At 69.0% G+C, this 19,601-nt stretch carries 21 protein-coding genes; 4 read left to right on the top strand and 17 right to left on the bottom strand.

What is annotated here, in order from left to right; all coding sequences use genetic code 11:
• Positions 1 to 5 precede the first annotated feature (5 nt).
• Together IU452_RS21910 and IU452_RS21905 are read left to right on the top strand one after the other, a co-directional pair.
• Positions 6 to 1,559: a class I adenylate-forming enzyme family protein gene (locus IU452_RS21910; protein ID WP_195110995.1), complete on the top strand. Its 1,554-nt coding sequence runs from the start codon at positions 6 to 8 to the stop codon at positions 1,557 to 1,559.
• Complete coding sequence (locus IU452_RS21905) at positions 1,538 to 2,734, top strand: DUF4437 domain-containing protein (protein ID WP_195110994.1); 1,197 nt, start codon at positions 1,538 to 1,540, stop codon at positions 2,732 to 2,734. The genes IU452_RS21910 and IU452_RS21905 overlap by 22 nt, the downstream gene beginning before the upstream one ends.
• Before the next feature lie 4 nt (positions 2,735 to 2,738).
• On the opposite strand, the gene IU452_RS21900 is transcribed toward IU452_RS21905, so the two are convergent.
• From IU452_RS21900 to IU452_RS21850, 11 genes are all read right to left on the bottom strand, one after another.
• Positions 2,739 to 3,548: an HpcH/HpaI aldolase/citrate lyase family protein gene (locus IU452_RS21900; protein WP_195110993.1), complete on the bottom strand. Its 810-nt coding sequence runs from the start codon at positions 3,546 to 3,548 to the stop codon at positions 2,739 to 2,741.
• Positions 3,545 to 4,708: an acyl-CoA dehydrogenase family protein gene (locus IU452_RS21895; protein ID WP_195110992.1), complete on the bottom strand. Its 1,164-nt coding sequence runs from the start codon at positions 4,706 to 4,708 to the stop codon at positions 3,545 to 3,547. Before IU452_RS21895 ends, IU452_RS21900 begins: the two co-directional genes overlap by 4 nt.
• A complete protein-coding gene (locus tag IU452_RS21890) occupies positions 4,686 to 5,093 on the bottom strand; it encodes a Zn-ribbon domain-containing OB-fold protein (protein WP_195110991.1) in 408 nt (135 codons plus the stop codon). Before IU452_RS21890 ends, IU452_RS21895 begins: the two co-directional genes overlap by 23 nt.
• Positions 5,090 to 6,235: an acetyl-CoA acetyltransferase gene (locus IU452_RS21885; protein WP_195110990.1), complete on the bottom strand. Its 1,146-nt coding sequence runs from the start codon at positions 6,233 to 6,235 to the stop codon at positions 5,090 to 5,092. Before IU452_RS21885 ends, IU452_RS21890 begins: the two co-directional genes overlap by 4 nt.
• Positions 6,232 to 6,624 (bottom strand): MaoC/PaaZ C-terminal domain-containing protein, encoded by a 393-nt coding sequence (locus IU452_RS21880; RefSeq protein ID WP_324192745.1) that lies wholly within the window; start codon positions 6,622 to 6,624, stop codon positions 6,232 to 6,234. The genes IU452_RS21885 and IU452_RS21880 overlap by 4 nt, the downstream gene beginning before the upstream one ends.
• Positions 6,621 to 7,103 (bottom strand): FAS1-like dehydratase domain-containing protein, encoded by a 483-nt coding sequence (locus IU452_RS21875; protein ID WP_195110989.1) that lies wholly within the window; start codon positions 7,101 to 7,103, stop codon positions 6,621 to 6,623. The genes IU452_RS21880 and IU452_RS21875 overlap by 4 nt, the downstream gene beginning before the upstream one ends.
• Positions 7,100 to 8,098: a RidA family protein gene (locus IU452_RS21870; RefSeq protein WP_228818513.1), complete on the bottom strand. Its 999-nt coding sequence runs from the start codon at positions 8,096 to 8,098 to the stop codon at positions 7,100 to 7,102. Before IU452_RS21870 ends, IU452_RS21875 begins: the two co-directional genes overlap by 4 nt.
• Positions 8,099 to 8,168: 70 nt before the next feature.
• Positions 8,169 to 9,488: an MmgE/PrpD family protein gene (locus IU452_RS21865; protein ID WP_195110988.1), complete on the bottom strand. Its 1,320-nt coding sequence runs from the start codon at positions 9,486 to 9,488 to the stop codon at positions 8,169 to 8,171.
• On the bottom strand, positions 9,485 to 10,699 hold the full coding sequence (locus IU452_RS21860; RefSeq protein ID WP_195110987.1) for a CaiB/BaiF CoA transferase family protein: 1,215 nt from the start codon (positions 10,697 to 10,699) through the stop codon (positions 9,485 to 9,487). Before IU452_RS21860 ends, IU452_RS21865 begins: the two co-directional genes overlap by 4 nt.
• Positions 10,696 to 11,718: an LLM class flavin-dependent oxidoreductase gene (locus IU452_RS21855; RefSeq protein WP_195110986.1), complete on the bottom strand. Its 1,023-nt coding sequence runs from the start codon at positions 11,716 to 11,718 to the stop codon at positions 10,696 to 10,698. The genes IU452_RS21860 and IU452_RS21855 overlap by 4 nt, the downstream gene beginning before the upstream one ends.
• Positions 11,715 to 12,233, bottom strand: a complete 519-nt coding sequence (locus IU452_RS21850) for a MaoC family dehydratase (RefSeq protein ID WP_195110985.1) — start codon at positions 12,231 to 12,233, stop codon at positions 11,715 to 11,717. The genes IU452_RS21855 and IU452_RS21850 overlap by 4 nt, the downstream gene beginning before the upstream one ends.
• Positions 12,234 to 12,452: 219 nt before the next feature.
• On the opposite strand from IU452_RS21850, the gene IU452_RS21845 reads away from it, so the two are divergent.
• Positions 12,453 to 13,421, top strand: coding sequence for an alpha/beta hydrolase (locus IU452_RS21845; RefSeq protein WP_195110984.1), 969 nt, complete (start codon positions 12,453 to 12,455; stop codon positions 13,419 to 13,421).
• Positions 13,422 to 13,450: 29 nt separating this feature from the next.
• Here IU452_RS21845 and IU452_RS21840 read toward each other — a convergent pair whose 3' ends face one another.
• The 4 genes from IU452_RS21840 to IU452_RS21825 all read right to left on the bottom strand — a co-directional run bounded on the left by IU452_RS21840 (position 13,451) and on the right by IU452_RS21825 (position 16,895).
• Positions 13,451 to 13,867 (bottom strand): hypothetical protein, encoded by a 417-nt coding sequence (locus IU452_RS21840; protein WP_195110983.1) that lies wholly within the window; start codon positions 13,865 to 13,867, stop codon positions 13,451 to 13,453.
• 138 nt (positions 13,868 to 14,005) lie between these two features.
• A complete protein-coding gene (locus tag IU452_RS21835) occupies positions 14,006 to 15,154 on the bottom strand; it encodes a lipase family protein (RefSeq protein WP_195110982.1) in 1,149 nt (382 codons plus the stop codon).
• Positions 15,155 to 15,307: 153 nt separating this feature from the next.
• On the bottom strand, positions 15,308 to 16,333 hold the full coding sequence (locus tag IU452_RS21830) for an FAD-dependent monooxygenase (protein ID WP_195110981.1): 1,026 nt from the start codon (positions 16,331 to 16,333) through the stop codon (positions 15,308 to 15,310).
• A gap of 97 nt (positions 16,334 to 16,430) precedes the next feature.
• The gene (locus tag IU452_RS21825) at positions 16,431 to 16,895 is read right to left on the bottom strand and encodes a nuclear transport factor 2 family protein (protein WP_195110980.1); all 465 of its coding nucleotides are present in this window, start codon (positions 16,893 to 16,895) and stop codon (positions 16,431 to 16,433) included.
• 84 nt (positions 16,896 to 16,979) lie between these two features.
• Between IU452_RS21825 and IU452_RS21820 the strand changes: the two genes are divergently transcribed.
• Positions 16,980 to 17,834: a M15 family metallopeptidase gene (locus IU452_RS21820; RefSeq protein ID WP_324192744.1), complete on the top strand. Its 855-nt coding sequence runs from the start codon at positions 16,980 to 16,982 to the stop codon at positions 17,832 to 17,834.
• Between the two features lie 11 nt (positions 17,835 to 17,845).
• Here the strand turns inward: IU452_RS21820 and IU452_RS21815 are convergent, their stop codons facing one another.
• Together IU452_RS21815 and IU452_RS21810 are read right to left on the bottom strand one after the other, a co-directional pair.
• Entirely contained in the window at positions 17,846 to 19,054 is a 1,209-nt protein-coding gene (locus IU452_RS21815) for an erythromycin esterase family protein (RefSeq protein ID WP_195110979.1), read from the bottom strand.
• Between the two features lie 114 nt (positions 19,055 to 19,168).
• Positions 19,169 to 19,594, bottom strand: a complete 426-nt coding sequence (locus tag IU452_RS21810) for a DUF4259 domain-containing protein (protein WP_195110978.1) — start codon at positions 19,592 to 19,594, stop codon at positions 19,169 to 19,171.
• Between the last annotated feature and the right edge of the window lie 7 nt (positions 19,595 to 19,601).

Genomic DNA, 19,601 nt, shown 5'->3' with positions numbered 1-19,601 from the left:
CGCCGATGCCGTTGCACACCGGTGGTGCCGCCCTCTCGATGGCGGCGGGAATCCGGGAATTCGCCCGCGCCACACCGTCGGCTCCGGCGGTGACCGATGATCAACGCTGGTTGAGTTTCTCGGCTGTCGACGAGCGCTCGAATCGACTGGCCACCGCGCTGCTCACCCGGGGGCTGCGCCCGGGCGACCGGGTGGCGGTGCTGCTGGGCAACCGCCTGGAGTATCCGGAGATCGCCTGCGGTCTGGCCAAGGCAGGGCTGGTCATGGTGCCGATCAACCCGCGCTCGACCGCACCGGAGGCCGCGTACGTGCTGGCGCACTCCGATTGCCGCGCACTGGTTCTCGATGACGCACTGTCGGGCATCGTCGCGGATGCGGCTCCGCCGGTGATGTTCGCCATCGATGGCGCGGACCTCGGGATCGACTACGAACGCGCACTCGCCGCGACCGACGCCCGCGACCCCCACGCCGAACCCGGCGAGACACAACCGTTCTGCATCGCCTACACAGCGGGAACCACCGGCTCGCCGAAAGGCGTGGTGATCAGCCACCGCTCCCGGGTGCTCACCTGCTACGGCGCGGCGCTGGAGTGGAATCTCGGACTGGGTCGGCGCAGTATCGCCGTCGCACCCATGTACCACGGCGCGGGTTTCGCCTTCGGCTACGCACCGGTGTTCGCCGGCGGCTGCGTCGCCATGCTGCGACGGTGGGATCCGCAGCGGCTGCTGTATCTCATCGAACGCGAACGCGCCCAATCGATTTTCCTGGTGCCGACGCACGCGCATGCCTTGCGCGCCCTCGGCGACGAGCTGTACCGATTCGACCTGTCGAGTGTCGACACCGTCTATTTCAATGCCGCCGCCCTGCCGACTCCGCTGAAACAGTGGGCGCGCCAGGCATTTCCGAACGCAGGCGTCCACGAACTCTACGGCTCCACCGAGGCCGGTATCGTCACCACCTGCCGCCCCGGCGACGCCGACCGCAAGCCGGGCTCAGTCGGCACCCCATGGCTGATGACCGAGGTGCGGCTGGTCGGTGACGACGGCGAGTCCGTGGGGGCGGGTGAGCCGGGCGAATTGTTCAGCCGCTCACCGTATCTGATGAACGGCTATCTCGACGACGACCCCGCCACGTCCGCGTGTGTCACCGCCGACGGCTTCCTCACCAGCGGTGACATCGCCGTCGCCGATGAGGACGGGTTCTTGAGCATCGTCGATCGCAAGAAGGACATGATCGTCTCCGGCGGGGTGAATATCGCGCCCCGCGAGGTGGAGGACGCCCTCGTCGCCTGTCCCGGAGTCGCCGAGGCCGCGGCGATCGGCGCCCCGGACGAGCAGTGGGGCGAACGGGTCACCGCGTTCGTGGTGCCGCTGCCCGGCGCCGACCTGGACACCGCCGCGCTCATCGCGCACTGCCGCACCCGGCTCTCCGGGTCGAAGCTTCCCCGTCACATCCGCATCGTCGAGCGGCTGCCGCGCAGTGCCGCCGGCAAGGTGCTCAAACGCGAACTGCGCCGAGCCCTGAAGGAGGATTCCGCATGCGACCCCATGTCGAGCTGATCCACGAGGACGACTACATCTGGCACGGCGCCGAACTGATCGGCGGCGAGGGCCGGGCCAGCGAGCGGCGGCTGTCGGTGGACGAGGAGGACGGCTCCGCCTCGCTGCGCATCGACTTCCACACCCGCTGGGGCCGTGGGCCCGGCATCCATCACGCCAACGCCGAGTACTACGTGCTCGAGGGCGGACTCACCTACGGCGACCGCACCATCGGGCCCGGCGCCTACGTCTTCGCGCCGAAAGGCGTTCCGGTGGAGGCGATGTCGTTCTTCGAGGGCACGAAGATCCTGCACTATCGCGAATACGGCGATGCCGGTTTCGATCCCGTCGACAGCACCGCGGCGCCGCGATGGCCCGACGCCCGCGAGGACGTGATCGTGCTCGACACCGAGGCCATGCCGTGGCAGCCGGTGCCGAACGAGGGCCCCATGCCGGGCATGGTGATCAAATATCTGCACGTGGATCCGGTGTCGGGGTTCTACACGCGGCTCGTGCACGCCGAGGAGGGCTGGACCGACCACCGCCTGGCCCACCACCCGTGCTTCGAGGAGGCTTACACCACCCAGGGCCATATGGAATACAACTTCGGCACCCTGGACCTGGGCACCTATTTCTTCCGGCCCGCGCGGGTCAAACACGGCCACTTCACCACCATGGAGGGCGGCGCCACCTGGCTGCTGCGCTCCGACGGTCAACTGTTCAACTGGTACACCCAGAACGAATGGGTGCGCTGGGGCGGCGATGCGGTCAACTGGGCGTCCGGCGGCACACCCACCCGCTGGTCGATATCCAGCCACGACCTCGGCGACCCGAACTCCCGCAGCGCCGCCGACCTGGCCGACCTCGCCAAGGCGACCGACTATTTCCGCCAGCAGGACGGCATCGACCTCGGCGACTACCTCCAGCACGGTTCCGGCACCGACCCCAGCCTCATCGCCATCGCCAAGGCCGTCGACCTGGCCACCCTCTCCGGCAGCCACACCCACGCCCACGCCATGGATTTCGGTCCCGACCCCCACACCCTCGAACACCCCCACGAACGCACCGACGCCCACTCCCACAACTGGGGTGCCGGACGACCATGGCACCCCGGCGATCCCATCCCCGCACCCATCCTGTCCAGCCTCCCCGTCCGCAGCCGCTCGCGGGGGCGCTGGGACGGCGACGGGATGTAGGTGCTCAGTCGGCGGCCAGGAGGCGGCGGGCCGCGCGGACGACGGCGATGTCGACCATGCGGCCCTTGTCGTCGAGTACGACACCGCCCCGGGCGGCCTCGAATCGGGCCACCAGGGTTCGGGCCGCGGCGAGTTCGGCCGGTGTCGGCGTGAAAACGTCGTTCACGACGGGAATTTGGGCGGGATGGATACATGCCCGGCCGCGGAATCCGAGCCGGGCCAGGGCCTCGGTGGAGGTTCGTAGCGCGCCCAGGTCGCGGAAGTCCGTGGATACCGGCGCGAGGGGTGGCTCGATTCCGGCGGCGGCGCTCACCAGAACCAGATGACTGCGGATCGCGAGAAGTTCGAGATCATCGGGGCCGGGGTCGATTCCGGCGTCGGCGCGCAGGTCGGCCTCACCGAGTTGCAGACGTTCGACACGCTGGGCCGCGGCGATCTCGCGGGCCTGCAACACGGCCGTCGCGCTCTCCAGCAACGGGCAGAATCGAATCTGCTCATGGCCTCGTACCATCGCCTCGGCGGCTCGAACCTGCGCGGCGGATTCGGTTTTGGCCAAACACAGTGCCGACACCGGGGGCCCGGCCACCGCCCGGATGTCCTCATGGCCCCTCTCGCCCGGGTTCACCCGCACCCAGATCCGATGCCGCCCTGCGGGTATCGAGCGCAGCCACGCCGCCACCTCGGCACGGGCGGAGTCCTTGTCGCGCACGGGGACCGAATCCTCCAGGTCGAGCAGCACCACGTCGGCGGGACCGGACAGTGCCTTGTCGAACAGTTCGGGCCGGTTGCCGGGGACGTAGAGTGCCGATCTCACCAGCCCACCGCCCGTTCCCCCGACACCAGGGCCCGAGCGATGATCGTGCGCTGAATTTCGTTGGTGCCCTCGCCGATCGCCATCAGCGGGGCGTCCCGGTACAGCCGCTCCACGCCGAATTCCTGGGAGTAGCCGTGGCCGCCGTGGATGCGCATCGCCTCGAGGGCGGCGCGGATCGCGGTCTCGGAGGCGAAATATTTGGCCATGCCCGCCTCCATGTCCACGCGCTGCCCGGCGTCGGCGCGGGAGGCGGCCCAGTAGGTGAGCAGCCGGGCGGCTTGTAGTTCGGTGGCCATATCGGCGAGTTTGGCCGCGACAGCTTGAAATTCGGCGATGGGACGGCCGAACGCGTGGCGGGTGCGCGCATAGTCGAGGGCGGCGTCGTAGGCGGCCTGGGCGATGCCGACGGCCCGGGCGGCGACATTGATCCGGCCGATCTCGAGGCCCGACAGCGCCTGCTGCAGACCGCGGCCCTCGACGCCGCCGAGCAGCGCGTCGGCGGGGACACGCACCTCGTCGAGGCGGACCTCGCAGGATTCGGTGCCCCGGTAGCCGAGCTTGGGCAGATCCCGGCCGACCGTGAAGCCGGGCAGTGTCGTGTCGACCAGCAGGATCGACATGCCGCGGTGGGCGGGTTCGGTGATGTCGGTTTTCACCAGCACCGGCAGCGGATCGGCGTGGCGGGCATTGGTGATCCACGTCTTGGTACCGCTCACTATGTAGACATCGCCGTCGCGGCGGGCGCGGGTGCGGATGCCCTGCAGGTCCGAGCCCGCATCGGGTTCTGTGAGCGCGATTCCCGTGCGGCGGGCACCGGTGGCCAGTTCGGGCAGGTAACGCCGCCTCTGCTCCTCGGTGCCGTGGTGGGCCAGCAGCCAGCAGGACAGCGAATGCGAACCCAGGACGCCGGCCACCCCCATCCAGCCGCGCGAGATCTCCTCGAAGACCAGGGCGAAGGAGACCTTGTCCACCTCCAGCCCGCCGTACTCGCCGGGCACGGTGAGCCCGAACAGGCCCATTCGCTTCATCTCCTCGACGATTTCGGTGGGATAGCGGTCCTCACGCTCCCAGCGCGCCGCCACCGGAACGATCCGCTTGTCGACGAACGAGCGCAGCGTGGAACGGAATTGGCGTTGCTCATCGCTCAGATCGAAATCCATCGGGTTCCCTTTCGAATATCGGCAGCCTCCGCCCGTCGTCCAGGGACCGCCAGGTGAGCCGGACGCGGTCGTCGCAGCACCATGAATCCGGCTCGCCGCCTATCAGATTGGTCAACAGGGTCGGCCCTTCGTCCAACCGCACCCGCGCAACGACGTAGGGCGCGGGCAGATCCGACCGGACCTGGCGATGCACCACGGTGAAACTCTCCACCGTCGCCCCGCCCCCGGCCGTCACCCAGTCCAGCGCGGTCGACCCGCACTCGGTGCACACAGCGCGCGGATAATGCTGCAGGGCCTCACATTTCGTGCAGTGCTGCAACAGCAGCCGACGGTGCCGGGTGCCGTCCCACCACGCCGCGGTGACCTCGTCCTCCGGCACGGTCATCGGTCCCTCCCCAGAATCACCGTGGCGTGGGTGGACAGGATGCCACCGGTGCCGTGCGCCAGTGCGACCTCCGCGCCCGGCACCTGCCGCGCGCCGCAGTCGCCGCGCAGCTGGCGCACCGCCTCCACGAGCAGCAGCAGCCCGAACATGCCGGGATGGCAGTAGGACAGGCCGCCGCCGGTGGTGTTGAGCGGGAAGACTCCGCCGGGACGAGCGCGGCCGTCGAGGACGAATTCGGCGCCCTCCCCCCGCTCGCAGAATCCGAGCCCCTCCAGGGCGAGCAGGACCGTGATGGTGAACGAGTCGTACACCTGGGCGACGGAGATGTCCGCCGGTCCGAGCCCCGCCATGGCGTAGGCCCGGCGTGCGGAGTCGAAAACGCCCGGGCGCAACAAGTTTCCGCTCGCCATGCTTGCGTGCGTGGTGGATTCGCCGTAACCGAGCACCACCACCGGCGTCCGGGCGAGATCGCGGGCCCGGTCCAGGCCGGTGATCACGATGGCTCCGCCGCCGTCGGTGACCAGGCAGCAGTCGGCCGATGTCAGCGGCGAGGACACCATCGGCGCGCCGAGCACATCGGCCGCAGTCAGCTCGCCGGCTCCGTGGCGGTACGCGGCGGGATTGCGCAGCGCCCACTGCCGCGCCGCCACCGCCACCTCCGCCAGACCGGCACGGCCCTGGCGGTATTCGTGCAGGTACCGCTGTGCGGCCAGCGCGTAATACGACAGCGGGTACAGCGGCCCGTACGGCGTCTCGAACTGCGCCTGCGGGAGATGGTCCTCGACGACGCCGGTCAGCGACCGCGAGCGTGCACTGCGCTGATTCGACGCATAGGAGATCAAGACCGTCGAGCACTGCCCGGCGGCGATGGCCTGGGCCGCGCGTGCCACATACATCTCGAACACCGATCCCCCGGCGAAGGTCGAGTCGGTCCAGGCCGGTTCGAGGCCGAGATATTCGGCGAGTTGGGTGGCCGAGAACCGGGACAGGCCGGCCGTCGCCAATCCGTCGATATCGGCGAGGGTGAGCCCGGCGTCGTCGAGGGCGCGGGTCACGGCCTGGGCGTGCAAGTGCAGCACGGACTTCCCGGTGACGCCCAGGTCGGATTCGGCCGCGCCGGCGATCGCCACGGCTGTGCTCATCCCGGCATCACCGTTGCCCCGGCGGGCGCGACGATCACCCGCGCCCGTTCCCCCACGACCGCGACCTGCTGTCGCACCACCAGCGCATCATCGCGCACCTCGACGACCTCGCCGGTGCAGCACACCGTCTCCTCGGCGAAGGCGGGTGTGCGGAAACGGAAGTGCAGGCTGCGGATTCGCGCGCGCGGGCCCAGCCAATCCTGCAGTTGTTCGGCCAGTAGCGCGCCGAACAGTTGGCCGTCGATCACCGGCGCGGGCAGACCGCGGGCGGCGAGGTAGGCGGTGTCGTAGTGCAGTCGATGCCAGTCCCAGGTCGCGCCCGCGTAGGCCACCATGTCGGCGAGCCCGATGCGCCGCTGCAACTCGGGAATTACGGTGCCGGGCTTCACGATTGCTCCAGCGGCACGTAGATCAGCGTCTCGTCGTTGGTGGCGAGCAGGTCGTCGTTCTGGTTGCGGTAGGTGGCGCGAGAGTGGACGAACAACTTCCCGGATTTCTCTTCGACGTCGGTGACGCACCAGGTGGCGGCGATGATGTCGGTGGGATGGACCGGTCGGTGGAACTCGTAGCTGTTGCCGCCGCGCACCAGCCGCGTTCCCGGTGCCTCGACACACCAGCTGTGCCCGGCGAAGCCCTCGTCGTCGCGGGGAAGGCCGGTGTACTGGTTGGTTTCGCAGATCAACGTGGGTGGGGCGACCACGTCGTCGTATCCGTGTGCGCGGGCGTAGTTTTCGTCGGTATAGAGCGGATTCTCGTCGCCGACCGCCTGCGCGAAATAGCGGATGGCCGGGCGGCCCAACGGTTCCGGCGCGATGTAGGTGACCTCCCGCCCGATCACGGCGGTGAAGGCGGCCACGGGAAGGGTCATCGCAGCACCGCCGTCGGCACGACCTCGATGAGGAATTCCGGGCGCAGCAGCCCGGTGCACACCACCGAGGTCAGCGCCACCTGCTGGGGAAAATGCCGACGCCGTATCGCTTCGAGTTCGTGATACGCCGGAACCGCTGCAGGAGTGAGGTATTCGACCAGCCGGACCACCGCGGAGCCATCCGTCCCGGCGGCGGTCAGCACCTGCCCGATCGCGGCGTAGGTGTAGTCCGCCTGCTCGGCCAGATCTCCCGGCAGCGCCCGCTGCGTGTGCGGGTCCAGCGCGGCGAAGCCGGACATGAACAGCATATTCCCGGCGGCCACACCCGGCCGGTAGGTCAGGGTGTCGTAGCGGTCCCAGTCGGGATTGACCGCCCGCAGCGGCTCCATCGACGCGACCGCGTCCAACCGGACGGCGATATCGTCGCTCGGCACGAGAATCCCGGCGGCACCGGGGAATACGCGTTCCCCGTCGGCAGTGATCTCGCCGAGAAGCTCGGCCCGCGGCCGCCCGCACCGCGGATAATCGCCGCGGGTGGCCGAGGCGGTGTAGTCGGTGGTCTGCACCAGACTGCCGAGCCCGAGTTTCACCGCCGCCAGCGCCTCGCCCACCCGCCGCAGGCATGACCGGTACTGCTCGGCGAATGCGGCCGACCGATTCGCCGGGGTGATGCCGGGCAGATACACCACTCCGCCCGCGACGGTGACCACGCCGACCGCCGTGGCGAACCTGCTGCCCCCGCCGCCGACTGCGGTGTACTGCACCGCTACCCGCTGTCCCGGCACGGGTAGCCCTTCCATCGGCACCACCGACAGGGTCACACCCTGCGGGCGCACACCGGCCTGCTCGGCGGCGTCCGGCGTACGAAACTCGGTCACCTGAACCAGATCCCGCACCGACAACCCGACCGTCGCCAGCAACTCGTCGGCTCGCGCATACGCCTCCCCCATGTCCACGCCAGCGGCGGCCGGACACCATACCGTCTCGGAGACCATCCAACTCACCATGCCGCTTCCCTCCGTGTCACGCCGTCGCGGCGCCTGCAACCACTGGCCGCACACCGTTTCACGGCTTCACCTCCTGCAGGACGCTGGTGATGCGGTCGTGGTCGGCCAGGTGCTCGAGGGCAGCGACAGCATCCGGGGTGAGGCCGTTGGCGAGGGCCTTCTCGCGCACCATCTCGTCCAGATGCGGGTCGTCCGGGCCGCCGCGGCTGTGCGGGACGTGGGCCTCGACCTCCGTGCCGTCGCGCAGGCGAATGCACAGGCGGCCGGGCTGATCGGCGGCCGGCCCCTCGAAGCCGGCAGCGCGATACCGTATCCGGCTCGCGAGGGCGGCGAGCTCTGGTCGGTCGAGATCACGGTAGGTGTGGGTGGTGACCTCGCCGTCGGCCAGCATGGCCGCGACACTCCACGGAAGGCTGAACTTCGCCGCGTAGGCGGTGTCGGGGCGGTCGCGGCCCGGGCCACAGACGATCGGCACCGCATCCGGATGCAGGTCGACCACGACCGCGTCGATGTGGTCGATGCTCACCGCGGCCGAGCGGGCGGCATCCAGCGGCGCGTGCAGCAGCTGGCACGCCGGATACGGCTTCACCGTGACGCGTGTGGTCTCCCACTGCTCGCCGAGCCGCCGACAGACATCGACACCGTCGCGGTCCAGCAATACTCGATACAGCCCACGCTCCCCGTCGAGGACGGACTCCGGCCCGGTGGCCCCCGCCACGGCCAGCCGCGCGGCGAGAACACCGGCGTGCGCGGCAAATCCGGGATGCAGCTGTTTGGTGCTCGCCCCGGTCCCGAGGAAGGCGAGCAGCCCACCGGCCTGGCTGCCCGCGATGCCGAGCGCATGCGTGGCCGCGTCCTCGTCCAGACCGTACAGCCGCGCGGCCGACAGGGCCGCGGCGAAGACGCCGCACACCGAGGTGGCGTGCAGGCCCCGGGCGTGGAATCCGTGCGGTGCCGCGGCACCCAACCGGCAGATCGTCTCGTACCCCACGACGACGGCCGCGAGCACGTCGCGTCCCGCCGCGCCGATCTGCTCCCCGACCGCCAGGACCGCAGGCAGCACCGGAGCGGTCGGATGCACGAGCCCACCGGCATGGGTGTCGTCGAAGTCCAGCGTGTGCACCAGCACTCCGTTGGCCAGCGCGGCGGCGGGCGCACCCATCCGCTCCCCCGTCCCCAACACGCTCGCCTCCGCCGGTCCACCCATCCCGCGGGCAACCCGCAGCGCCGGAACATCGTCGTCCAATGCCGCGACGGCACACCCGATCCCGTCCAGGACATGCCGAATCGCCGTTCGCCGCACTACCTCCGGAATGTCGTCGTATCGCAGGCCCGTCCCCCACCGGGCCACCGTCCTCGCCGCGGAGACGCTGCTCATCGCCGGGCTCCGAAAGCGCCCGACGCACTCAGTTCGGCGATCCGGTCGTCCGAGTAACCCAGTAGGTCGCGCAGGATCTCCTCGGTATGCTCGCCGCGCTGCGGCGCCCGTCGATGCGGGCGTGCCCGAACACCCACTCGGACCGGGGATGCGGGGGTGCGCAGCGTGCCGTAGCGGGGATGGTCCGTGGTGACCAGGAGTTCGCGGGCCGCGGTGTGCTCGTCGGCGAGGGCGGCGGGCACGTCGTGGATCGGTCCGCAGGGGATGCCCGCCGGGCGCAGGTCGGCGAGCCAGGCGTCGACGGTGCGGGTGGCGAACACCTCCCGCAGCCGGGTCAGCAGGCGGTCCGCGTGGCGGGACCGATCGGCGAAGGTGGCGTAGCGGCAGTCGGTGCCGAATTCGTCACCGCCGGTGGCCTTGTCGAGTACCGCCGCCAGTCGTTGCCAGAACTTCTCCTTGGCGCAGCCGACCACCAGCCAGCCGTCGGCGGCGGCGAAGTTCTGGAACGGCACCAGCGACGGATGCGCCGAATCCTTCGTCCGCACAGGCCGATACCCGGCATTCACCGTCCAGGTCGCGACATAGCTGAGTAGTGAGATCGCCGTGTCGTACAGCGACAGATCGCAATCGGTGCCCACCCCGTCGCGCCGCGCCGCATGCACCCCGGCCAGTACGGCCAGCGCCGCGACGAAGCCCCCGGAGAAATCCACCAGTGACAGACCGGATTTCGTGGGCGGACCGTCGGGGTCGCCGGTGAGGTCCATCCACCCGGCCAGCCCCTGCACGATGTAGTCGTAGCCCGGTTCGGCCGCACGCGGCCCGGTCATCCCGAACCCGCTCAGCGAGCAGCACACGATGCGCTCGTTGAGATGTCGCAGATCCCGGTAGGTCAATCCCAGCGCCGCAGGCACGTCGCCGCGCAGATTCGAGTACACGGCGTCGGCGTGGCGCACCAGATCCTCGAACACCGCCCGGCCCGCCGAGGTCTGCAGATCCAGCGACACCGATTTCTTGTTCCGATTGAAGGTTTCGAAGAACAGCGAATCCTCCCCGTCGGCATACGGCGGCACATACCGGCCCACATCACCTCCGGCGCGCGGGTCTTCGATCCTGATCACCTCGGCACCCAGATCCGCCAGATGCAGGCTCCCGAACGGACCCGCACCGTACTGCTCCACACTGACGATGCGGATATCGGCCAGCGGGCTCATCGCGCCACCTCCCGGATCACCTCGAACAACCGGCCCTGGATAGTCCGGACCTCCTGCGGCGCAACCCCATACACGGCCGGGCTGAGCTTCACCGCGTCCGCTTTACCGGCATAGGCGCCGATCCGCTCGACCACCTCGTCAACCGTGCCCGCGGCGACCAGTGGCCGCACCATCGACTCGGGCACCGCGTGCGCCAAGGCGTCGGCATCGGCTCCCGCCCGCCGCTCCCGCACCACCTCGGCCTGCTCGTCGGCCAGACCATGTGCCTCGAACAGATCCCGATAGCCTGCCACCGACGCGTAGAACCCGACGGTGCCCCGCGCCCGCCGCCATGCCGCCGTGGCATCGTCGTCGACCGAACAGCACACCGACGCCACCACCCGAAGTTGTGGCCGCGACCGTCCGGAGGCCCCCAGCCCCTCCGCAAGGCGCGGCAGTACAACGTCGTTCAGGTACTTCGGCGAGCACAGCTCGTGTGACAGCCAGCCGTCGGCGATCTCACCGGCCAGCCGCGTCAGACGCGGTCCCACTGCCGCCAGATGGATCGGAATCGCCTGCCGCACCGGCCGATACGGCCGCCGATACCCGCGCATGCGCAGCCGCCGCACCGAACCCCGGTTGTCCATCGGCTCGCCACGATGCGCACCGGCCACGAAGGTCCGTATCGCGGCGACGGTGTCGCGCATCCGTGCCACCGGCTGCTCCCAGTCGGCGTCGTGCCAGTCGCGCATCAGCCGACGGGTACCGGTTCCGATCCCCAGCACGAATCGGCCACCGGCCAGTTCGTCGAGATCCAGCGCCTCGAGGGCGGTCACCAGCGGGCTGCGCGCGAAACCCAGCGCCACGGCCGTCCCCACCCCGGCGCGCGTGAGCGCGGGTGCGACCGCCGCCGCGGAAATGGTGGCGCTGCGGTGCAATTCGGGCACCCAGATCGTCGCGGCACCGGCCGACTCGGCGGCCCGGGCCGCCTCGGCGAGTTCGGCGAGGGTCTGCCCCCACGGCGCGTAGTCGACCCTCATGGTGCCAGCGGTCCCGACTCGGCCTGGGGAAAGTAGTCGCGATGATGCGGCGCGTCACGCTTGTAGATCAGCACGGTGCGCCGCCAGGACAACACCTCGGCACCGTCCTGGTTGAGGCCGCGGGTCCGGAACCCGACGATGCCCGCATACGGTCGCGACGCCGATTTCCGGGCGTCGGTCACCACCGATTCGGCGTAGAGCGTGTCGCCGACGAACACCGGGTGGCTGAGCCGGATCTCCTCCCACCCGAGATTCATGATCGCCAGCTGGCTCGTGTCGATTACGGACAGGCCCAGCACGATCGCCACCGTCAGCCCCGAGTTCACGATCATGCGCCCGTAGGGTGCGCGCGCGGCAAATTCGGCGTTGAAGTGGTTCTGGTTCGTGTTCATTGTCAGCAGCGTGAACCAGGTGTTGTCGGCCTCGCTGATCGTGCGGCCCAGCGGATGCTGATACACGTCGCCGATCACGAAATCCTCGTAGCAGCGCCCGATTCGGGCTCGGTGCACGGTCATCGGGTGACTCCCTGGGCGGGCGCCCATCGGGCGCCATTTCGGAACGCTGTTTCTCTGTTCGAAACATAGCGGGTGGCTCGCCGTGCTGTCCAGACCGAATCATGCTCGCCGACTGTCCGTTTCCCCTTGACACCCGGTCCCGGAGCGCCGCTAATGGACATCTATCAGCTTCGAAACGCCATTCCATCTATGGAAACGGCTCTGCATTTGGAGTCCGCCATGGCCCTCCGAGGTCCGGCACTGGCCGTCCTGGCCGCCTGCACGCTCGCACTCACCGCTGCCCCCGCCACCGCCGACGATCTGTCCGGCACCATCGACATCCCTTGCGCCGCAGCCACGCTCCGGCAGAGCGCCGACTGGTATCGGCCGAGCGGGTCGCCACGGGGGCTGATCTGGCTGCAGCACGGATTCGCGCGCAGCAATGCGAATATGGCCGATCTGGCCCGCACCTACGCCGACGCGGGCTATCTCGTCTTCTCACCGAGTCTGCCGTTCATGGATCTGTCCGGTTGCACGCTGCAGAACCTGGGCGACAACACGGCGTTTCTGAACAACCTCGCGGCCCTGTTCTCCGGCGACCCCGCCGGGGCCCTCAGCGCGAGCCTGACCGCGGCCCTCGGCGCGGCCCTGGATGCCGCGGCGCTGCCGCAGCAGTTCGTCTTCATCGGCCATTCCGCGGGCGCCGAAGCCGTCGAATACGTCGCCGCCCGCCTGCATCAGAAGTATCCGCAGGCGTGGGCCGGGCTGCGCGGGCTGATCCTGCTCGACCCCGTCATGTCGTTCCTGGGCGACAACACCTACCGCGCCCTCACCGATCTCGACGCGACCGGGCTGCCGATCCTGACGGTGTCCGGACCACCGTCGCTGTGCAACAGTTTCGGCAGCGGAACCGTTGCCCTGCAGCGCACCCTGCACCGGCCGTTCGTCGGCGTGCAGTTCGACACCGGCACCCATACCGACGCCGAGGGCGCCAGCTCCGACATGCTCGGCGACATCCTCTGCGGCGCACCGCATCCGGCGAACGTCAAGGCCCTGCGCACCTTGACGCTGGGCTGGCTCGCCGACTTCTTCGCCGGAACCACCACCCCCGACTACTACCCCACCGGTGACACACGGACCGCCGCCACCCCGGCCGCCTCGGGCTCGATTCCCGCCGTCCCCGACGCTCGGGTCCTGCCGGGATCATAGGCCGGGCGCCGGGGGTCAAGGCGGCGTGCTCAGCTCACGAACGGGACGTATCCGGGATAGACGAAATGGCTCGGGCCACCGCCGGGTTGTTGCCATCCGACGACCGCCGGGAAGTTGAACGGCAACTTCTTCAGCTGATGCGGATTACCGTCCCGGTCGGCCTGCCAGCAGGACATGATCACGCCGTGGAAAGCCGTGCACACGATGCGGGTGCTGGTTCCGTACGGCGAGGTGAGCCGGTAGCTCGCGTCGAACGGGTTCCAATAATTGAGATCCCCCGGGGTGAGGAAGCTCTTGGTCTCGAATACCGACACCGGGCTGTTCGGCTGCTGGACCGGCCACTCGTCGGCGGACGCAGTCCCGGCCCCGGCCACCAGGACCGTGGCCGTTGCGAGCACCGCCGCCGCGCCGAGTGCGGCCTTCCGGAATATCGACCTCGGGTTCATCCGCGCCAACCTCCTCCATCGGGTGCAATATCCCGTGCCATCGCCCCACGCAGGAAGTCCGTTACTGCCCACCGAGCAGACCACTCGGCACCCATTCCGGGACGTGTCGACCGACGGCAAGAACGCGGAGGTCGCTCGCTAGCGGATGTTTGCCAGGAAATCGTCGAGGGCCGACCACATCTGGGGGTTGAGTTGGACGTGGCGGCCGGTGCCGGTCACGGTGCGGAAATCGACGCCGTTGGCGGCGAATTCCTCGGCCAGCCAGACGTGTACGGGAGAGGGGACCTCGGTATCGGTGAGGTTGAGAAACAGCAGGATCGGGGCGTCGTAGCCGCTGGTCGGCACCGCCATATAGGAGGTCAAGGCGTCACGAATACCGGTGTCGGACAGCGGTTTAGCCAGTAGTTGGCCGATACTCAGGCCGCGTACCCGGTCCTCGATGGCGGGTTTGCAGAGCGTGACGATGTCGTTCAGGACGGTCCGCCCCAGCGGGCTGAGGTACTGGTCGAGGCCGACGTCGGGGCGAGCCGCTCGCAGCCCGGCCAGGATATAAGTGACATAGGTGACCGAGCCGTCCGTGCCGGGAATGGCCGGAATCTGCGGCCCGGCTATGGGGAGGATCTTCTCGATGTCCGACTCCGGGTCGACCGCGACCGTGCCGCGGAAGTCGAGATCGGCGGCATCGCGGGATTGGAAATACCCCGTGCCCAGCGCCGCCTGCCCACCCTGGGACAACCCGACCACGGCCCAGGTCCGCGAGAGATCCGCGTGCGCCGACCGCACCGCGTGGACCATATCGATGGTGGCGGCGGCCTCGGTGCGCAACTCCAGATACGGATGCGGGCCGGTGTCGAACAGGCCCAGTCCGAGATAGTCCGGTGCCACCAGGGCGAAACCCCGCGAGACCAGGTGCCGCATCAGCTCGTCCTCTTCGTCGTTCCAGAACGACTGCGGTGCCGTGCTGGGGTCGGATTTGGCGCCGCAGCCGCGGCCGAGGCCGGTGGTGCCGTGGTCGAAGGCGATGATCGGCCAGCCGCCCGGCGGTGGCGTGCCCGGCGGGACGAACAACGCCCCGCTGGCCGGGCGTGGCGCCCCGTCCGAGCCGGTCGTCCAGTAGGTGATCACCGATCCGCCGGACATGCCATGGAACCCATCGGGTTGCGCGGTTTCGCCCATCAGCGTCCCGGGAGTTTCCGCGGCCGCGGGTCCGGCTGGTACCGCGAGCACGGCGGCCGCGAGCGCAGCCACCACCGCCAGGGCGGTCGTTCCACCACGGATAACCTGCATCGAAGGCCTTTCTCGCGTGACCGGACATCGACCTGGACGAATTGCAGCAGATGGTGAAAATGCGCTGGAAGTATACCCACTAACCATGCTGGCGAATGGATAGCAACTCGGCAGGTCGGTTCGGACCGACGAGCAGGTCCGCGATGCGGACCCTCACGAAATGGCGCGGCTCACGATGCGCATCTGTTGTTGGCGGTCGGTGGTGATGCGGTCGCGTCGAGTGGCCATGGCGTCTGCGGCTGATTCGCCGGTGGTGAGGGCGGTGGCGAGGGCGAGCGCGTCTTCGATGGCTTCTCGGGCGCCGCGGGCGGCGGCGGCGGGGGTGAAGGCGTGGTCGGCGTCGCCGCAGAGCACGACCGGGAGTTGCGGTGGGCGGGCATCGGTGAGGGGGACGTTGCGGGCGTTGCTGAGGTGGATGGTGTCGGTGGCGGCGAGGATGGTGTCGATGAGGTCGGCGGCGGTGGGGTCGGCGCCGCGGATGGCGTCGGCCCAGTCGGTGGTGGGCTGGGCCCCGGTATCGGGTGCGATGGGGTCGCGGGTGAGGCGGGTGAACCACCAGACGCCGTGGTCGTTCCACATGTGACCGAAGGTGCTGATCGGGAGGGGGCCGTCGCCGAGGCGGCCGTGGAAGTGCATGACGTCGGGTTCGGTGTCGAGGGCCATGCGGTGCGGGATGGTGCCGTAGATGACCACCTGCCCGGCGTATTCGGCGTGCCGGTCGGGTTCGAGGCGGCTGCGGGCGAGGGAGTCGACGCCGTCGGCCGCGATGAGCGTTGTGTCGGTGGCGATTTCGCCGGTGTGATCGAACAGGGTTCCGGTGGCGACGTCGACGTCGGTGACGGTCTGGCCGTAGCGGATGTCGGCGGCCGCTGCGGCAGCGTATTCGGTGAGGACGTTCATGAGATCGACGCGCTGGTACAGACGGTGCCCCTGACCACGCATCCGTCCATCGGGCAGGTAATGGAAGCGAAAGCCGGGGATGGAGTGGGATGCCCGGTGGAGCAGATCCAGGGGAACCCCGAGATCGGCGAGGGCTTGATGAGCGTGGCCGTCGAGAACCATGAAGGCCCCGGCACCTTGGGCGGTCTGGCGTTCATAAACTGTGACGGGATGCTTGCGATGCGCAAGCGCCGCAGCGAGTGCGGTACCGGCAATCCCTCCACCGAGAACAGTGACCATCGCGAGACGCTTCCTTCCATCGATGTAGGAACGAAAAGTACTGAGCAGAGCCACCATTCGCGCGGGCACGAATCCCCGAAGGCACCCGGCGGTTCGTTCACATGCCGCGGGTGGCCGGTGTGATCGGCTCGCCACCGTTGCGGGCCTCGATTTCGGCACGCATTCGTTCATCGAATGCGATGAGGGCGGGTAGCGGCCGGATCATCACCGTCAACGCCGCCACCCGGTCGGTGTCGTCGAGCTGGATCATCATCATGCCGTGTGCCGCAAGGGATTCGATACGAGCGCGGAACAGCCAGATGTGAGTGTCGGCGGGCCCCGCGTCCCAACTCGCTCCGGTCAATTGGCCGCGATGCCGATAGTCGGTCAAAGTTTCCATCAATGCGCGAAAGATAATCCCGGCGGCATCGCGGCCACGGTATGTGTGCGCTTCCACCGGCGAGTGCAGCTCGAAATCCGGGGCCAGCAGGGCGATCATCGTCTCCGGATCGCCGGCCGCGAACGCTTGCCGGAATCGCGTGACGGTGTCGGCGGGCATGGGGTTCCCGACTTTCTGGGACATGACATCCTCCTGATCACCGGGCCACGAGGGCTCACGGTGCCCGTCGCGCGGTTCTGTTGAAATATACCTATCCGGACGACCGTCGTGATCTCTGCAGGGGTAGGGGTACTCGACGACCTGCGCCGCACCTTCGCGGCCGGTGCCGAAAGGAGTGACATGGGCCGGTTCTCATTATCGCGGCGCCTCGGCGCGCTCGTGTTGATCTGCGCGGCGGCAGCGACGGGCGGCTGCGCGGAGCGGCCGACGGCCCCGCCGCCGGGTGAGCGGGACTTCGTCTCGATCGGCGATGTCGATCCGACAATCCTCGTCGACGCCCGCTACTACGGCGACCACAACTTCATCGGGACGCGCATCGCCGGCTACGAGGCACCGAAATGCCTTCTGACCCGGCAGGCGGCGGCCGCCCTCGCGGAGGTACAGCGGGAACTGCGGCCGATGAACCTCACGCTCAAGACCTACGACTGCTATCGACCGCAGCGGGCGGTCGACCAATTCGTCGCGTGGGCAAACAATCTCGACGACGTGAAGATGAAGAAGGAGTTCTATCCGGCGGTGGACAAGGCGGACCTGTTCCGCCACGGCTACATTGCCGAGAAATCCGGCCACACCCGCGGCAGCACAGTGGATCTGACGATCGTCGCGCTGCCCGCGCCCGCCGCCGAGCAGTACCGTGCCGGCGATCCGCTGCGCGAATGCTTCCTCCCCGCGGATCAGCGATTCCGCGACGAGAGCCTCGACTTCGGCACGGGTTTCGACTGTTTCGACCCCGCCGCCCACACCGCCAATCCCACGACCGGCGGCACGCAACGGGCGCTGCGCGCACTGCTGGCCGATGCGATGTCCGACCACGGCTTCAAGAACCTCGCCGAGGAATGGTGGCATTTCACCCTGCGCGACGAACCGTTCCCGAACACCTACTTCGACTTCCCCGTCCGGTAACCCCCGAAGGGCTACCAGTACTGATGGCGTTTTCCGTCGGTGTCGGCGACGAAGATGATCGCGTCGGCGCCGTCCAAGTCTGGCGGGGCGAGCGGGATGTGGCCGGGCACGATCGGTTTGCCCGTGCCGATCGACGGGGGCAGCGCGGCGCGCAGTGCCGGTGTCGGGAACAGGGCGCGTCGCGTGGTCGCCTCGGCCAACACGCGCTGGAGTGTGCCCGGATCGCTGTGGGGGTTGGCGTCGGTTGCCACGAACATGTAGCGCTCGCCGAGGGTGAGCCCGACGAGCGCGCCGGCGCTCCCCCAGTTCGCCCCGTCTTCGCCGACCGGTGGGTGCGGCCGCAGGTGCGCGTTGTGCGCGAACACCAGGCTCGGTCCACGTCGCTGCTCCTGGGTAACGATCGCGAGCAGGTTCTCGGCCATCATCTCGGCGCGCAGGCTGGCCAGTGTCGCGATGCGATCGGGGGCGGAGCTTGCCATGGCCGCGTGATAGCGCAGCAGGCCCTGCGCGGTGCGCGCGTGGGCGACGGCGTGGTCGTAGCCGGTGGGGTCGGCGGGGCGCAGGCCGGGTGCCGCGCGGCACAGCGCGCTGGCGAGGTCGTCGGCGACGATGCGCAGGGCGCGAGCGCGTTCCGAGTTGCCGATGGACGCTGCCGGGTCGTACACGGCCGCTCGGTTCGTCCAGTCCGCGTCCTCGCCGAGCAGCACGTCGAGGTCGCGGGCCGATTCGGGCCGCAGCGCCGCGGGCAGGTAGTCGAGGACGACGGATAATGCGCGCCGCGGGCTCGGCGCGCCGTAGTGCTCGACCGGCGCGTCGAAGCCGTGGAAGCGAACCCGATCCTGCGGCGCGCGGTCGGCATTGTGCGCGCGGAGCCATTCGACGAGTTCGCGGTTGCCCGGCACGGCACCGAACCCGTGGCTGATGCCGTTCGCGAGCACCGTATCGATCTCCCCGGCCGCCCCGCCCGCGTAGTCGTCGACGAGAGACGCGGCAAAGATATCGATCTCCAACACGATCGACCGGTACCCCCGTTCGACGAGGTGGCCGAGGATTTCGTTGCGCAGCAACGGGAATGCCTCGATCCCGTGGGTCGGCTCGCCGAGCGCGAGCAGGGTCGGCGGCTCGGGCCGCGTGGCGAGCAGTTCGTCGAGGGCCCGGCCCAGGCCGACCGGGTCGTCGAGCTGGCGGGCGATTCCACGCAGTGATGTGGCAGTGGACATGGGAACCCCTTTTCGGAAGGAACTGCCCTCGACCGTATCGTTGAAGACCCGAGTGAAACTTCCACGGCTTCTACGCGAGTTCGACAGGTAGAAGCCTCAATCAGAGGTGCGCGGTCACCATGCTGATTGCAGCACCGTCCGTAGGTTGATCACGCTGTCGAACGCCGGGCGATGGGTGTCGGCGTCGGTGTCCAACCAGAGGTCGCGCCATTCGGAATGCTCGCCCAGCACATTGTCCAGCGCCCGGACCGCAAGCGGAGCGATGTCGGAGGCGAGTTCGACCGTACCGCCTTCGATCAGAAAGTCGGGCGCGTAAGCGGACGTGATCGGCTGCCCGCCGGGGACCGTCGAGGCCACGATCGCGGCCGCGGCGATAGCCTCACATGCTGTGGCGCTGTCCAGATAACCGGTTTCCTCAGCGGCCGCCGTCAATGCGTGCCGAATCACGCCCGGCCGCTCGGCGGGGTCGGCATCCTGCAGTTCATAGCTCCAATCGGCGGCGGTGTCGTTGTCGAACGGTCCGGTGTCCCACGTGCCCATACGAATC

This window comes from Nocardia transvalensis, from assembly GCF_015477765.1.
Classification (GTDB): Bacteria; Actinomycetota; Actinomycetes; order Mycobacteriales; family Mycobacteriaceae; genus Nocardia; species Nocardia transvalensis_A.
The sequence above is the reverse complement of the archived record's forward strand: the minus strand, read 5'-3'. Positions and strand labels throughout refer to the sequence as shown.

Bases quoted from the DNA above. Each gene is read 5' to 3' on its own strand.
- IU452_RS21910 (WP_195110995.1), top strand. From the start codon at position 6: ATGCCGTTGCACACCGGTGGTGCCGCCCTCTCGATGGCGGCGGGAATC.
- IU452_RS21905 (WP_195110994.1), top strand. From the start codon at position 1,538: ATGCGACCCCATGTCGAGCTGATCCACGAGGACGACTACATCTGGCAC.
- IU452_RS21895 (WP_195110992.1), bottom strand. From the start codon at position 4,708: ATGGATTTCGATCTGAGCGATGAGCAACGCCAATTCCGTTCCACGCTG.
- IU452_RS21890 (WP_195110991.1), bottom strand. From the start codon at position 5,093: ATGACCGTGCCGGAGGACGAGGTCACCGCGGCGTGGTGGGACGGCACC.
- IU452_RS21885 (WP_195110990.1), bottom strand. From the start codon at position 6,235: ATGAGCACAGCCGTGGCGATCGCCGGCGCGGCCGAATCCGACCTGGGC.
- IU452_RS21875 (WP_195110989.1), bottom strand. From the start codon at position 7,103: ATGACCCTTCCCGTGGCCGCCTTCACCGCCGTGATCGGGCGGGAGGTC.
- IU452_RS21870 (WP_228818513.1), bottom strand. From the start codon at position 8,098: ATGGTCTCCGAGACGGTATGGTGTCCGGCCGCCGCTGGCGTGGACATG.
- IU452_RS21865 (WP_195110988.1), bottom strand. From the start codon at position 9,488: ATGAGCAGCGTCTCCGCGGCGAGGACGGTGGCCCGGTGGGGGACGGGC.
- IU452_RS21860 (WP_195110987.1), bottom strand. From the start codon at position 10,699: ATGAGCCCGCTGGCCGATATCCGCATCGTCAGTGTGGAGCAGTACGGT.
- IU452_RS21855 (WP_195110986.1), bottom strand. From the start codon at position 11,718: ATGAGGGTCGACTACGCGCCGTGGGGGCAGACCCTCGCCGAACTCGCC.
- IU452_RS21850 (WP_195110985.1), bottom strand. From the start codon at position 12,233: ATGACCGTGCACCGAGCCCGAATCGGGCGCTGCTACGAGGATTTCGTG.
- IU452_RS21845 (WP_195110984.1), top strand. From the start codon at position 12,453: ATGGCCCTCCGAGGTCCGGCACTGGCCGTCCTGGCCGCCTGCACGCTC.
- IU452_RS21840 (WP_195110983.1), bottom strand. From the start codon at position 13,867: ATGAACCCGAGGTCGATATTCCGGAAGGCCGCACTCGGCGCGGCGGCG.
- IU452_RS21835 (WP_195110982.1), bottom strand. From the start codon at position 15,154: ATGCAGGTTATCCGTGGTGGAACGACCGCCCTGGCGGTGGTGGCTGCG.
- IU452_RS21830 (WP_195110981.1), bottom strand. From the start codon at position 16,333: ATGGTCACTGTTCTCGGTGGAGGGATTGCCGGTACCGCACTCGCTGCG.
- IU452_RS21825 (WP_195110980.1), bottom strand. From the start codon at position 16,895: ATGTCCCAGAAAGTCGGGAACCCCATGCCCGCCGACACCGTCACGCGA.
- IU452_RS21815 (WP_195110979.1), bottom strand. From the start codon at position 19,054: ATGTCCACTGCCACATCACTGCGTGGAATCGCCCGCCAGCTCGACGAC.
- IU452_RS21810 (WP_195110978.1), bottom strand. From the start codon at position 19,594: ATGGGCACGTGGGACACCGGACCGTTCGACAACGACACCGCCGCCGAT.